11 protein-coding genes are annotated in these 13,623 nt (G+C 63.2%); 2 read left to right on the top strand and 9 right to left on the bottom strand.

Annotated elements, in window-relative coordinates:
* Position 1: 1 nt before the first annotated feature.
* Positions 2 to 1,735 carry a bifunctional protein-serine/threonine kinase/phosphatase gene (locus QZ501_RS04125; RefSeq protein ID WP_295717408.1) on the bottom strand — a complete coding sequence of 578 codons (1,734 nt, stop codon included), beginning with the start codon at positions 1,733 to 1,735 and terminating at the stop codon, positions 2 to 4.
* A 67-nt stretch (positions 1,736 to 1,802) separates the two neighbouring features.
* Positions 1,803 to 2,573 carry a hypothetical protein gene (locus QZ501_RS04130; RefSeq protein ID WP_295717410.1) on the bottom strand — a complete coding sequence of 257 codons (771 nt, stop codon included), beginning with the start codon at positions 2,571 to 2,573 and terminating at the stop codon, positions 1,803 to 1,805.
* A 405-nt stretch (positions 2,574 to 2,978) separates the two neighbouring features.
* On the opposite strand from QZ501_RS04130, the gene QZ501_RS04135 reads away from it, so the two are divergent.
* The gene (locus QZ501_RS04135; RefSeq protein ID WP_160897694.1) at positions 2,979 to 3,530 is read left to right on the top strand and encodes a porin family protein; all 552 of its coding nucleotides are present in this window, start codon (positions 2,979 to 2,981) and stop codon (positions 3,528 to 3,530) included.
* Between the two features lie 37 nt (positions 3,531 to 3,567).
* Here QZ501_RS04135 and QZ501_RS04140 read toward each other — a convergent pair whose 3' ends face one another.
* The 5 genes from QZ501_RS04140 to QZ501_RS04160 form a co-directional block, all read right to left on the bottom strand.
* Entirely contained in the window at positions 3,568 to 4,626 is a 1,059-nt protein-coding gene (locus QZ501_RS04140; protein ID WP_295717414.1) for a beta-N-acetylglucosaminidase domain-containing protein, read from the bottom strand.
* A gap of 47 nt (positions 4,627 to 4,673) precedes the next feature.
* Positions 4,674 to 5,528, bottom strand: a complete 855-nt coding sequence (locus QZ501_RS04145) for a universal stress protein (protein WP_295717467.1) — start codon at positions 5,526 to 5,528, stop codon at positions 4,674 to 4,676.
* A gap of 32 nt (positions 5,529 to 5,560) precedes the next feature.
* Positions 5,561 to 7,051 carry a SulP family inorganic anion transporter gene (locus tag QZ501_RS04150; RefSeq protein ID WP_295717416.1) on the bottom strand — a complete coding sequence of 497 codons (1,491 nt, stop codon included), beginning with the start codon at positions 7,049 to 7,051 and terminating at the stop codon, positions 5,561 to 5,563.
* A 99-nt stretch (positions 7,052 to 7,150) separates the two neighbouring features.
* Positions 7,151 to 8,461 (bottom strand): PAS domain-containing methyl-accepting chemotaxis protein, encoded by a 1,311-nt coding sequence (locus QZ501_RS04155; RefSeq protein ID WP_295717418.1) that lies wholly within the window; start codon positions 8,459 to 8,461, stop codon positions 7,151 to 7,153.
* Positions 8,462 to 8,550: 89 nt separating this feature from the next.
* Positions 8,551 to 9,414 (bottom strand): MBL fold metallo-hydrolase, encoded by an 864-nt coding sequence (locus QZ501_RS04160; RefSeq protein ID WP_295717420.1) that lies wholly within the window; start codon positions 9,412 to 9,414, stop codon positions 8,551 to 8,553.
* Positions 9,415 to 9,553: 139 nt separating this feature from the next.
* Between QZ501_RS04160 and QZ501_RS04165 the strand changes: the two genes are divergently transcribed.
* The gene (locus QZ501_RS04165; protein ID WP_151441187.1) at positions 9,554 to 10,345 is read left to right on the top strand and encodes a sulfite exporter TauE/SafE family protein; all 792 of its coding nucleotides are present in this window, start codon (positions 9,554 to 9,556) and stop codon (positions 10,343 to 10,345) included.
* Here QZ501_RS04165 and QZ501_RS04170 read toward each other — a convergent pair.
* A complete protein-coding gene (locus QZ501_RS04170) occupies positions 10,296 to 12,533 on the bottom strand; it encodes an OsmC domain/YcaO domain-containing protein (protein ID WP_295717422.1) in 2,238 nt (745 codons plus the stop codon). The two genes, QZ501_RS04165 and QZ501_RS04170, sit on opposite strands and share 50 nt — an antisense overlap.
* A 105-nt stretch (positions 12,534 to 12,638) precedes the next feature.
* Positions 12,639 to 13,604 carry a putative zinc-binding metallopeptidase gene (locus QZ501_RS04175; RefSeq protein ID WP_151441185.1) on the bottom strand — a complete coding sequence of 322 codons (966 nt, stop codon included), beginning with the start codon at positions 13,602 to 13,604 and terminating at the stop codon, positions 12,639 to 12,641.
* Positions 13,605 to 13,623 lie beyond the last annotated feature (19 nt).

Here is a 13,623-nt window from a genome sequence, read left to right on the forward strand (position 1 = left end):
GTCAGACAAACAGCAACACAAGGAGGGCCACCACCGCGCTCGCGAGGACCAGTGACGTGCCCTGCCAGAAGCGCACCGGGTCCCTCTCCACAAGAGGCAGCGGGGCCTGGCTGTAGGCCTCGCGGCCGGGGTGGCGCAGATTGAAGGTGAATTCCGAAAGGGCCTCGTAGCGCCTGTAGGGATCCGGGTGCAGTGCCTTTCGCAGCACTCCATCCAGCCAGACCGGCAGCTCCGGGTTATAGAGGCGCACCGACTGGTAACGCAGCCGGTGCATGGCAGAACGGCTCCGGGCCTTCGCCACCTCCGTGCCGTAGGGCAGCTGGCCGGTCAGCATCTGGTAGGTGATCACCCCCAGGGAATAGATGTCCGAGCGCATCGTACCCTCCCCCTCCAGGAAATACTCCGGCGCGGAATAGGCGGCAGTGCCCAGCGGGCCCTCATCGACGACCACCGGAACCATTTCCAGGACGCCTGGGACCCGGGTCGAGCCGAAATCAATCAGCTTGGCGGTGCCCTCCTGGTCGATCATGACATTGGCCGGGCGCAGATCCCGATGCACCATCTCCAGGCGATGGAAGGCCTGCAGCCCTCTGGCGACCTGTTCCACGATGTCCCGTACGGCCTCGAGTGTCGGCTGCGGGTTGTCGGTCATCCACTGGGCCAGGGTGCGCCCCTCAATGAATTCCATGACGGTGTAGAGGTAGTGCCGTTCCTGCTGCGGCGCACGGGCGCCGGCCACATGCGCATGATTGATGCGCTGGGCAATCCACTCCTCCATCAGGAAGCGCTCCACCTGCCCCGGGTCATCGCGCATCTCCGTGGCCAGTGTCTTGAGTGCGACCCGTTCGCCGGTCCTTTCCACCACCGCCAGATAGACATGGCTGCGGGCGCTGGCATGGAGCTGGCGCTGCAGGCGATAGCCCTCGAATATCACGGGCGGGTCCAGCACCGGGGGAAACGGCAGTCCGATCAGGTTCTGTACGGCCTCCGCGGGCTGCGCCTGTTCCGGCACCGAATCAATGCGCACCACCTGCACGGTCAGATTGTCATCACTGCCCTCGTCGTAGGCCTGATCGACGATCTGGCGGGCCACCCCATCAAGGTCGCCCCCACCTCCGGCGATCATCCGCGCCATGGCGGCGGGCCTCAGGAATTCATGCACGCCATCGGTCGTGAGCACAAAGACATCACCGGGCTCGATGCGTACACGCTGGTAATCGATCTCCACTCGCTCATCCCCACCCATGGCCCGTGCCAGGTGGCTCTCCTCCGGGGAGACCCGGATGCGGTGATCCTCGGTGAGCTGCTCGAGCGTGCTGCCCTGGAGCCGGTAGATGCGGCTGTCACCGACATGAAAGAGGTGGGCGGAAGTGCCCTTCAGTACCAGGGCACTGAGGGTACAGACGTAGCCGCGATCCATGTCGTAGCGGTACTGGCTGCGGCGGGTCTGGGCGTGAAGCCAGGAGTTGGTGGCGGCAATCACCCGCTGGGCGGCGTTACTGACGGACCAGGCCTCGGGCGTGGCGTAATAGTCCTCGAAAAACCCGGTAACTGCTGCCTGGCTGGCCACCTGGCTGACATCACTGCTGCCGATGCCGTCCGCCAGGGCCACAGCGATCCCCTTGGTCTCCAGTTCCGACCCCTGTGGCCGGCATGCACCGTAAAAATCCTGATTAACGCCTTTGTGCCCCTTTCTGGAACACTGGCCAATGGAGACCGTCAGCCTGGATGCCATGAATGCGGAGCCGCCCTGCCTTGCCGGGTGAATGACCCGGCAGTATATGCAAGTGCGATACCAGCGTTCAGGACGTCTCCAGCCAGCAGCGGTAGAACCAGGCCATCACACCGCCTTCCGAACGCCCGCGTTCGATCTCCTCACGATACTTGGCGACATCCTCACCGGCCGCTGCACGCTCCTGCAGCTGCTGCTGGAGACGCTGGTATTCACCGTCCGTCAGCGGTGGATGTTCCGAGGGCTTCATGTTGACGTAGGCCGCAGGCCCACCACCCAGACTGCACATGAGGTTACTGCCTGGATTGTTCCCAACCTCCTGCTCCTCGGCACCGGTGTCGGTCGCGGGCTCCGCGTCAGAAGCGGATGCAGTCTCAGTCTCCGGCTCCGGCTCCGGCTCCGGCTCCGGCTCCGGCTCGGATGAAGGCTCAGGTGCCGGCTCAGGCTCGGGTTCAGGCTGCGGTTCCGGTTCAGGATCGGACGCAGGCTCGGGCTCAGGTGCTGGCTCCGGGTCTGTTGAGGCGTCAGCCATCTGCTCATCATCCGCTGCTCCGGACGCCCCGGCCTCCGTGCTTCCGGCCTCCTCTTCGGCAGCGGCTGCCGTCGCCTCTGTCGCGGTGTCCGTATCAGCCCCGGAGGTGGTGCTCTGACTCTCCTCTGCTGCGGCATCGTCCTGACGATCCGGCTCCGCGGATTCCGATGCCTGCGCAGTCTCCGCCGTGTCCCGCGCTTCCATCTCCTGGGATCCGGTGGTGCGCTCGTCGGAATCCCATTGCCAGTAACCACCAGCGCAGCCCGTCAGGGCCAGCGACGCAATGACCAGTACCACCGTGTGTTTCATGTAAAGCCCCGTCGTATCGGATTATTGTTGGAGGTGACGCGCTATTGATGCATGCAGTAAAGCTCAGTTCTAACACGGACGCCAACAAGCCGGCGTGTCAGTGCGCACAGTTCAAGGCAACCGGCATGGGTTCCGGGGGTTGTTCCAGGCATTACAGGACGCACAGCGCCCTGTCAGACGTTAATCCCCCCTTACCGTCCACAACCGGTCCCCCACCCCGCACAGCGCATGGTACCGCTTCTCCTCCCCGGATTAACCGAGCGCCTGTCCATTACCGCTGCCTGAATGGATTGTATTTTGGACAGCTGACTGCCCCCGGTAGCGTACGAGTCAAACAATGAAAAACAGGAAGACCTGAGGTGAAACAGAGTTCAAACCCAACTCCCGTCACGGAGGAAGCGAGTCATGAAACGCACCCTCAATATCGCAATCATCGGCATCAGCCTGTCGCTCGCCACACCAGTAGCTGTTTCGCAGACCAGTGGTGACCGTGAGATCCGCCCCTACCTGGGTGGCGGCATCGGTTACTACCGGCTGGACGATGAGGATTTTCTGAACGAGAACGACCGCCTCAAGGATGACCACAGTGCCTGGCGGGCCTTTGGCGGTGTCGAATTCGGCCGGATCTTCAGCCTCCAGGCCGGGCACATCGACTTCGGCGAAACCAGCGACGGCAACGCTGACATGGAGGCGGACGGCCAGACCATCTCCGGCATGGTGGCATTGCCGCTGACCGATACATTCGCGCCCTATGCGAAAGTGGGCAACCTCTCCTGGGACCGTGAACGCAGTCTGGGCCCAATCACCAGCAGTGACAGTGGCGATGATCCCTTCTATGGCGCCGGCGTCCGCCTCACCCTGACCGAGCATACGGACCTGCGCCTGCAGTATGAGCGCTTCACCCTTGAGGATACGGATCTGGACATGGCCTCCGCGGCTGTCCAGTACAACTTCTGATCACCACAGCGTCATAGGACGCTGTGGCGGGGCGGCCTCACAGCGAGGGCGCCCCCTCTCCCCTGAACCGGCCGTCCAGCCAATCCACCACCTCACGCGCAGCAGGATGCTCCCAGCCGGCGTAGATGGCGCGCAGATGCTGCTTCTGCACACTGCCCATTGCCAGCCCCGCGTCCTGGAGTGCCGGAAGATCCGCAAACATCTGCGCAGCCAGGGATTCCCCGAGTACCTCGACCATCGCCGTGAGCGTGGATTCCATGTACTGGTAGGCCTCACCCTGGCGATAGCTGTCCGCCAGCGTAAGCGCGGGAATGCAGGCAAGCGTGGGCTGCAGGGCGGGGTTGATGGCGTGAGCGGAACACAGTGGGCCCATCGCGGCCGGGCGGCCGGTAAAGCCCCGCAGGTGCAGGCGATCAACCATGCTGGCGCTGTCGTTCACCGGGTAGTTATCCCACAGGAAGGGGCGGCGCTGGAGCTGTTCCGTCACCCGTTCCAGATGCCCCGGGGACCACTGGCGGGCGCAGATCTCCTCACCCGCCCAGAATACCTCGATGCGGTCATCGAGGGAGGCGCCCAGCGTCTCCAGGTAGCCTTCAGGACGGGTGCCGAAGAGCGCATCCAGCATGGGATCGTCGGAGTAGTAGCTGGGGCAGACAATGATCCGTTCGGCGGCGGAATGCTCACGCACCCAGTGCACCAGCTCCACCTGGCGCGCGGCCAGATCCGGCAGCTCCGCCAGGGCATCGTCAAACTGGATCACGAGATCCTGGACCCCGATCCCATCGAGGGTCTTCAGACGGTGGAGCAGGGCCTGGCGGATGACGTCGTCAAAGGCTTCCAGTGCGCCCAGCGGGCTCAACCCGACCCCGAAGCGGACGCCCTGCTCCCGACAGGCCGAGGCGAATGCTTCCATGTCGGCCCGGGTATCCTCGGGCACGGGCTCAAACCACTGCTCACGCAGCAGGGGATCGCCCTTGGGGGCGTAGAGGTAGAATGAGTAGCCGTAATGGCTCAGCCGTTCCATCACACGCCGGCGTTCCCGCCAGGACCAGAGTGGCCCGTAGAACCCCTCGATGATGCCAAGCGGTGACTGCATACGCCCTCCCGATGGTTCCGGTTGAAGCACTGACCCGGAGACCGGGCCTATCGGAGCAGCAGCAACGGTATCCGGGTACGGCGCAGCATATCCGTGGTGGTGCTGCCCACCAGCAGGTGCCGGATGCGGGAATGGCCGTAGGCGCCCATCACCAGCATATCGATGCCCTGCTCTTCCTGGTAGGCGTGCAGGGTGCCCTCCACTTCGCCCGGACGGATGGCGCCCTCGGCATCGTGGCCGGCCCCACGCAGGGTCTCCAGGGCCCAGTCCAGATGGGAACGGTTGTCGGCCAGGTCCCCGCCGACGATCACCACATGCACCGTCACCCCCTCAAACAGAGGACTCCGGGCCAGCATTTCCACACCCTTGCGCGTGGTTTTGCTGCCGTCAAAGGCGATCATCACCTTCTCGGGGCGGGTGAAAGCCGGCGGTACCATCAGTATGGGGCGATGCAGGGTACGGATGACCCGTTCGAGGTTGGAGCCGAGGTGCTCACTCGCCTGGTCCACGCCCTCGCCCCGCTTACCCAGTACCAGCAGGCGGATCTCACTCTGCAGCTCCTCCAGGGTCTCCACCAGGGTACCGTTGCGCTGGCGGGTGGCGGCCTCGGCCACACCGTCCTCAAGGGCACGCTCCTTCGCCGCCTGCAGCATGAGCCGCCCCTGCTCCTGGGCCACCCGGGCCCGTTCCTCATCAAGGCGTGAGAGCTCTTCCATCAGGTGCTCACGCGCCCCGAGGCTGAGGTTGCCGGAAAGATCCTGCTCCTCGGGGGCGGTATGATTGTCATTCACGTGCAGGAAGGTCAGCGGCACGCCCAGCGCCTGGCTGGCCCAGGCGGCACTGTCGCAGACCGCTTCCGAGAACTGTGAGCCGTCGATGGCGGCCATTACCTGTTCGGTCATGTCATTCCTGTTGTTGTTATCGCCCTGAGTCATCAGTGGCCTCCCATCAGTTTCTCGACCGCAGCCGGATCATCATGCACGGCATAGCGGTCGACGATGGTGGCGCTCGCCTCGTTGAGACCGATCAGCTCCACCGCTGTGCCTTCGCGGCGGAACTTGATCACCACCCGGTCCAGCGCCTCCACGGCGGTGATGTCCCAGAAGTGGGCTCGGGACAGGTCAATGGTGACCCGCTCCACGGTCTCCTTGAAATCGAAGGCGTCCATGAAACGCTCCGATGAGGCAAAGAATACCTGACCCACAACGCGGTAGATACGGTGCTCGCCCTCGTCGGTTTCCTCAGAGCCCACATACAGGATCTGGCCCACTTTATTGGCGAAGAACATCGCCGCGAGCAGCACGCCCACGAAGACACCGATCGCCAGGTTGTGGGTGCCCACGGTCACCGCCACCGTCGCCAGCATCACGATGTTCGTGCTCATGGGGTGTTTCTTCAGGTCACGGATGGATTCCCAGCTGAAGGTGCCGATGGACACCATGATCATCACCGCGACCAGGGCCGCCATGGGGATCTGCGACACCCAGTCCGCCAGAAAGACCACCATGATCAGAAGTGCCACCCCCGCAAACAGGGTGGAAAGGCGGCTGCGGCCGCCGGACTTGATGTTGATCACCGACTGACCAATCATCGCGCAGCCAGCCATGCCACCCAGCAGCCCAGAACCGATGTTGGCAATGCCCTGCCCCCGGCACTCGCGGTTCTTGTCACTCGCGGTATCGGTCAGGTCATCCACAATGGTGGCGGTCATCATCGATTCCAGCAGACCCACCACCGTCAGCATCAGCGCGGTCGGGAAAATGATGGTCAGGGTTTCCAGGTTGAGCGGGATGTCCGGCCACAGGAAGACCGGCAGGCTGTCCGGCAGCTCACCCATGTCACCCACACTGCGGATCTCCATGCCGGTGATCATGTAGACCGCGGTCAGCACCACGATGCACACCAGCGGCGAGGGAATGGTGCGGCCGATGCTGGGCAACCAGGGAAAGCCGTAGATGATGGCGAGGCCGGCCGCGGTCATGGCGTAGACGTGCCAGGTGACGTCCGTGAGCTCCGGCAGCTGGGCCATGAAGATCAGTATCGCCAGGGCGTTGACGAAGCCGGTCACCACCGAGCGCGAGACAAAGCGCATCAGGTCGGCGAGCTTGAGATAACCGGCGACAATCTGAAGCACACCGGTGAGCAGCGTGGCCGCCAGAAGGTACTCCAGCCCGTGCTCTTTCACCAGCGTGACCATCAGCAGGGCCATGGCCCCGGTGGCCGCCGAGATCATCCCGGGGCGCCCGCCCGTGAAGGCGATCACCACACAGATGGCAAAGGAGGCGTAGAGCCCCACCTTGGGATCCACACCAGCAATGATGGAGAAGGCAATCGCCTCGGGAATCAACGCGAGGGCCACGACGATGCCCGACAGTACATCGCCCTTGAGGTTGGAGAACCAACCCAACTTTATCTTTTCGTACATGGTACAGCCTGATCCTAGGAAGGGAACGGAGGGGGCTGAGCCGGCTCCGTTAAAAGCGCGGCATCATACACGAAAAGGGGGCGGATAGCATCCGGAGTTCTACTGGCCCCGGTTGATGCCCTCGACGGCATCCAGCACGCGCTGGGCGCCACTGCGGATATCGTCAACGATGGCGACGGCGTCGTTCATCTGGCTGCGACCCTCGGTGGCGACGGTGCCCACGCGGTCGATCTGTTTCTCAACGTCCGACGACAGCTCCACAATGGAGTTGATCACGCCCGAGATATCACGGCTCGCCTCGCGGGAGTTGAAGGCGAGCTTGCGCACCTCCTCGGCCACCACGCCGAAGCCACGCCCGTGTTCTCCAGCCCGTGCCGCCTCAACCGCAGCATTCAGCGCCAGCATCTTGGTCTGCTCGGCCACACCGGAGATAGTGGTCACCATCTCCTCAATGCTTTCGGTCTTCTGGTTGAGCTGCTCAACCACACTCCTGACCCGTGCAACGCCGTCGTCGATCTGGGTGGATGTCTCCAGGGACTGGTTCAGGGATTCGCCGGCCCGCCGGGCGATGTCCGCCGTTTCCGAGGCGGTTGAAGAGGCCACCGACGCCGCCTCCTGGGTACGCAGGGACTGCTCCATGTACGCCGTGATGTCACTGGCGAACTTGACCACCTTCAGGGTGTTGCCGGCTTCGTCCAGAACCGGGTTGTAGGAGGCTTCCAGCCAGACCTTGCTGCCGTCCGCCCGGCGCCGCTCAAACTGGCCTGTCATGAACTCGCCGTTGCCCAGACGCTCCCAGAAATCCGGATTCTGCTCGTAGAAGGCATCAAAGCAGAAGATCCGGTGATGGCGCCCTTCCACGTCCTGGGCGCGATAGCCGATCACATTCAGGAAGTTGTCATTGGCCTGGAGGATGGTGCCGTCCGGGAGGAACTCGATCACCGCCATGGAACGGTTGATGGCATCGAACACGGCCTGCTGGTCCATGAGCAGTTCATGTTCCTCGGTCACATCCGATGCGATCTTCATGATCCGGCTAACGCGCCCCTGATCATCCAGAATGGGGAAATAGGTCGCATCCAGCCAGATCCGATCACCGTTGGCCGTCACGCGCGGGAAGGTGCCCTTGTGCGATTGTCCGGAACGCAGCTGCTTCCAGAACTCACGGTACGCCCGGGATTCGATGTAATCCGCATCGCAGAAGATCCGGTGATGCGCCCCCAGCACCTCGTCGGCCTGGTAACCCACGGCGCTCAGGAAATGATCGTTGACGTCCGCAATGATGCCATCCGGCGTGAATTCGATCTTAGCGATGGACGACTCGATCGCCGCCATGCGCGCCGCAAGCGCGGCATCACTGTGCCCTGTATCGCTAACCGGGTGCTTGCTTCCGGTCTCTGTTGAAGCCACTGGATCACCTGCCTTTACACTGGCTGTTTACTGAACCTGTGGCCTTTTACGCGGCTGCGGCAGGAAGAGTTCAGACCGCCAACAGAACGTTACACCAGCGGCTGCCAGACGTGGGGCAGGAAGCGGTAGCCCTTTCCGTCCACGGCGACGTAGCCCACCCCGGGGAAGTCGACGTGATGACCGCCGACCAGCTCCCCGGACTCAGCCACCTCGGCCATGATCCGCTGCCGGGTGGCCGCGGCCTGGTCCGGATCCACATCAAAGGCGACCGTGGCATCCGGGCGCGGGAACTGGATGTGCGGCAGGTGGACGATGTCCGTCCAGAGCAGCACCCGGTCCTCACCGGAGACCACACGATAGCCGGAATGGTCCGGCGTATGGCCCGGCAGCGGTACACGCGTGATGCCCGGCAGCACATCCGTGCCCTCCAGGCGCTGCATCCGGGAGCCCATGGCGGCGAGTACGCGGTGCGCCGCGTGGAACTGGTTCGTCAGCATGCCGGAGGCGTCTTCCGGAATGTCGCCACCCCAGTAGTCCAGCTCACCGGCCGGAACCAGAATCGCCGCGTCCGGGAAGACCGGCTGATCCTGCGTATCGATCAGTCCACCGACGTGATCCGGGTGCATGTGGGTGATCAGGATGGTATCGATTTCAGCTGGCTTTACGCCGATGCGCTCCAGCCCCTCCATCAGGTAGGGACCGGCATCCCCGGCAAAAGCCCCGATACCGGTATCGACCAGGACGATCCGGTCACGGCCCTGGAGCAGGTAAGCGTTCAGGGTGACCCGGGGCGGCGTGGGGCGGCGGCTTTCCGTGTGCAGGCGCTGGACCTCCTCCTCGCTGATGGACTGGATCAGCCCGAAGCTGCCCTCCATCTGGGCATCAAGCAGGGTTGTCAGGACGAAGTCACCGATGCGCATCTGGTGGACGTTGGCGGGCTGGCGCTGGGTCATGGTGTCACTCGGGGTCGCAGTGTTGGGATCGCCATTCTCTCAGCCAACACCCGTGCATCATAGTCCACTGCTGCAGCCCCCATTGAGCACGATCTTTCTTTACAATGCGCCCTTTCCCATTGCCTGACCCGAGAGAACCATGGCTGAGCTGACCACACTGCAGTACGGGCTGATCGCGCTGATTTTCGTCTGGAGCGGGTTCGTCCGGTCCGGGCTGGGCTTCGGCGGAGCCGTGCTCTCACTCCCCTTCCTGCTGCTGGTCCACAATGAGCCGCTGGTCTTCCTGCCGATCATCTCCGTGCAGCTACTGGTCTTCGCCTCCCTGACCATCGCCCGGAACAACCGGGCCGCTGCCCTTAACGCGCCGGAGAGCCACGGAGGCACAGTGAACTGGCGGTACCTGGGGCGGATACTGGCGATCATGATCGTGCCCAAGATCATCGGGGTCCTGGGGCTGATTACCCTGCCCAATACGATCATGAGCCTGATCATTTTCGGGATTGTCTCGGTCTACTCGCTGTCCTACCTGCTCAACCGCCCCTTCCGGAGCAACAGCCGGGCCCTGGATGTGGTGTTCCTGGTGCTGGGCGGCTACATCAGCGGCACCTCACTCATCGGCGCGCCACTGATCATCGCGGTGGCCGCGCAGCATCTTGAGCGCCATCAACTGCGCGATACGCTGTTCGCGCTCTGGTTCATTCTGGTCACCATCAAGATGGCCGCTTTCATCTACGCCGGGGTGGATCTCCAGCTGATCCACCACACCTGGCTCCTGCCCTGCGCCGCACTCGGCCACGTCCTCGGGCTCTACGCGCACGACCGCATCCTGAAAGCGGAAACGCCAATCTTCTACCGGGTACTGGGTGGCGTACTGCTGACCATCAGTGGCGTTGGGCTGTGGCAGAGCCTTGGGCAGCACCTGGCTGGCTGACGCCTGACTGAACACCGCCGCTGGCCCGCGCTGCGTGCAGCTTGCGATAGCTCTCCAGCATCCGCTGGTGTTTTTCCAGGCCTTCCAGCTGCGTGTTCGTTGGCGTCACCCCGTGGAAGCGGACGCTGCCGTCCACCGAACCGACCGCCGCCGCCATGGTGTCCTCACCAAACATCCGCCCAAGGCTGTACCGGTAATCCGCCAGTGACAGCTCATCATCCAGGGTGATTTCCAGCACCGCCTGGACCGCGCGGAAGAACAGGTTGCGGGTGACGTGGTTGTCGTTGAACTGGAGGAACATCTCCACCAGATCCAGCGCCTCCTCATGCTCCTGCAACGCCAGATGGATCAACAGCTTGAGTTCCAGAATGGTGAGCTGCCCCCAGACACTGTGCTCATCGAACATCACTCCGATCAGGGTGCCGATGCCGGTATAGATATCAATGTCGCTGTCATCCAGGCGCTCCACCAGCGCCCGCAGCTGGTCGTCCTGCAACCGGTGCAGGTTCAGGATATCCTCGCGGAAATCCAGTGCCATGTTGGTGTTGTCCCAGACCAGGTCCTCCACCGGGTAGATCTCCGAGTAGTCCGGCACAAGAATCCGGCACGCCGGCAGCCCGAGTTCCTCGTACATGGCCACGTACACTTCCTTGCCCATGTCCCGGAGGATGCCGAAGAGGTGGTCGGCTTCTTCCCCGCTGGTCCCGGAGAAATCCCATTCACAGAACGCGTAATCCGAGCGGGCACTGAAAAAGCGCCAGGACACCACACCACTGGAATCGATGAAGTGTTCCACAAAGTTGTTGGGCTCGGTGACGGCCATGGAATTGAAGGTCGGCAACGGCAGGTCATCCATGCCTTCAAGGCTGCGCCCCTGGAGCAGTTCCGTCAGGCTGCGTTCCAGGGCCACCTCGAAGCTGGGGTGCGCCCCGAAGGAGGCAAAGACACCACAGGTCTGGGGGTTCATCAGCGTGACGCAGGCCACCGGGTAACGGCCGCCCAGCGAGGCATCCCTGACCACCACCGGAAAGCCCCGGGCCTCCAGCGCCTCAATGCCTTCCTGGATATGCGGGTACTTCGCGAGCACTTCCTGGGGGATTTCCGGCAGTGCCATCTCCTGTTCGATGATCTCCTTCTTCACCGCCCGCTCAAGGATCTCGGAAAGGCACTGGACCTGGGCCTCATGGCGGGTATTGCCCGCGCTCATGCCGTTGCTCAGGAACAGATTCTCGATCAGGTTGGACGGGAAGTACACCGTCTCGCCATCCGACTGGCGCACGAACGGCATGGCCACAATACCCCGGTCACGCCGCCCGGAGTTGGTATCGATCAGGTGGGAGCCGCAGAGTTCGCCATCGGGGTCATAGATGGCGCGGCAGTGCTCGTCCAGAAGGCCTTCCGGCAAAAGGTCATCGGAGCGCAGCGGGAACCAGCGTTCATCCGGGCGGTGGACAAAGTCACTGCTGGCAATCGCCTCGCCCCAGTAGAAATCGTTGTAGAAGAAGTTACAGCTCAGCCGTTCGATGAACTCCCCCAATGCTGAGCAGAGGGCGCTTTCCTTGGTGGCCCCCTTGCCGTTGGTGAAGCACATGGGCGAAGCGGCATCCCGGATATGCAGGGACCAGACGTTGGGCACGACGTTGCGCCAGGAGCCCACTTCGATCTGCATGCCCAGCTTTTCCAGGATGCCGGTGATGTTGGCAATGGTGTCCTCCAGGGGCAGGTCCTTGCCCGGGATGCGGGTCCGCTCCCCGTCCGGCTGGATGGTCAGCAGCGCCTGGGCATCCTCATCCAGGTTATCCACGGCCTCGATCTCAAACGTGGGATCGTTCTGCACCACCCGTTTCACAGTGCACCGCTCCGCGGAACGCAGGATGCCCTTGCGGTCCTTCTCGGACAGGTCCTCCGGCAGCTCCACCTGGATCCGGAAGATCTGGCTGTAGCGATCCTCAGGATCCACGATGTTGTTCTGGGACAGGCGGATCTTCTCGGTGGGAATATCACGCGCCAGGCAGTAGACCCGGATGAAATGGGCGGCACACAGTGCCGAGGACGCCAGGAAGAAATCAAAGGGGCCAGGGGCCGAGCCATCGCCCTTATAACGTGCGGGCTGATCGGATATTACGCTGAAATCGTCGAATTTCGCCTCAAGACGGCGGTTTTCGAGGAAGTTGACCTTGATTTCCATGAACGGTACCGGGTTGTTGGGTGGAGCGGGTGCAGAGGCTTGGCGGGTGATCGCGCCCTCAGGCGCGATACAGTAACAATTATTGGAGGCCGAAGGACACTGGCTTCAGAGCCCCTGGGCGCCACGACGCAGCCAGTTGTGCACGAAGGCCATCTTCTGGCGGGCGTGATCCGAGAGCACGAAGGGGTAGATGTCCGACAGCCCCATGGAACGGTTCACGTGATTGACCCCCACCGTGAGCGACGCGGCGATGTTGATCAGGCGCTCCGCGTCCGGCTCCGAGTAAGGATCCCAGCCGGGATGGGGAATCTGCGGCGATGACAGCCCGGTTGCCACGAAACTGTCAGCGATGTCCGTCAGATGCAGCAGGTGCGCCGCCGTTTCCGCCCAGTCCTCATGCGGGTGGGCGGAGGCGTAGCTGGTGAGGTAGTACTGCTTCCACTCCGCCGGCGGGCCATTCTCGTAGTGATACTGAAGGGCGGCCGGGTAATCGATGCGTTCGTCACCGAACATGGCCCGGAATGCATCGAGGAAATCCTCGCGCAGACTCAGCCGCCACCACAGCATGTGGGCGATCTCATGGCGCATGTGGCCGATCATGGTGCGGTAGGGCTCGTCCAGTGCCTCCCGGCGGGTGGTGACCAGCACCGGATCGACCTCCGCCACACTGATGGTCACCACACCGCCGGCATGCCCCATGGGAGCGGGGGTCGCCCCTTCGGCAATCAGATGGAACGCAGGCCGTGCCCCCGGGTCCTCGGGTCGGAACCAGTGCCAGCGCCCCAGGTTATCCAGCACCCAGCGCTTGGCCGCCTCGGTCTGCGCCCAGTTGGGGATGGCATTGGGAATGGAAGGATCAGGCGCCAGCTCGGTCATGGCGCAGGAGCGGCAGAAAGCCCCTTTCTCAGGCGCGATCCAGTTGCAGCCGATGCGGTCCCGGTTGGCGCAGAACGGCGGCATTGGTAGAAACGCCCGCGCCTGGGGATCATAGGCGACTGGCGTACCATCGGCCGTGGCGAGGTTATCGAACCAGAGCGAGCCGGCACCGACCGGGTTGGCGAAAACGCGCATGAAGGGCTCCAGAAGGGGA

It is taken from the genome of uncultured Halovibrio sp., assembly GCF_913056445.1.
Classification (GTDB): domain Bacteria; phylum Pseudomonadota; class Gammaproteobacteria; order Pseudomonadales; family Oleiphilaceae; genus Halospina; species Halospina utahensis_B.

Bases quoted from the DNA above. Each gene is read 5' to 3' on its own strand.
- QZ501_RS04125 (WP_295717408.1), bottom strand. From the start codon at position 1,735: ATGGCATCCAGGCTGACGGTCTCCATTGGCCAGTGTTCCAGAAAGGGG.
- QZ501_RS04130 (WP_295717410.1), bottom strand. From the start codon at position 2,573: ATGAAACACACGGTGGTACTGGTCATTGCGTCGCTGGCCCTGACGGGC.
- QZ501_RS04135 (WP_160897694.1), top strand. From the start codon at position 2,979: ATGAAACGCACCCTCAATATCGCAATCATCGGCATCAGCCTGTCGCTC.
- QZ501_RS04140 (WP_295717414.1), bottom strand. From the start codon at position 4,626: ATGCAGTCACCGCTTGGCATCATCGAGGGGTTCTACGGGCCACTCTGG.
- QZ501_RS04145 (WP_295717467.1), bottom strand. From the start codon at position 5,528: ATGACCGAACAGGTAATGGCCGCCATCGACGGCTCACAGTTCTCGGAA.
- QZ501_RS04150 (WP_295717416.1), bottom strand. From the start codon at position 7,051: ATGTACGAAAAGATAAAGTTGGGTTGGTTCTCCAACCTCAAGGGCGAT.
- QZ501_RS04160 (WP_295717420.1), bottom strand. From the start codon at position 9,414: ATGACCCAGCGCCAGCCCGCCAACGTCCACCAGATGCGCATCGGTGAC.
- QZ501_RS04165 (WP_151441187.1), top strand. From the start codon at position 9,554: ATGGCTGAGCTGACCACACTGCAGTACGGGCTGATCGCGCTGATTTTC.
- QZ501_RS04170 (WP_295717422.1), bottom strand. From the start codon at position 12,533: ATGGAAATCAAGGTCAACTTCCTCGAAAACCGCCGTCTTGAGGCGAAA.
- QZ501_RS04175 (WP_151441185.1), bottom strand. From the start codon at position 13,604: ATGCGCGTTTTCGCCAACCCGGTCGGTGCCGGCTCGCTCTGGTTCGAT.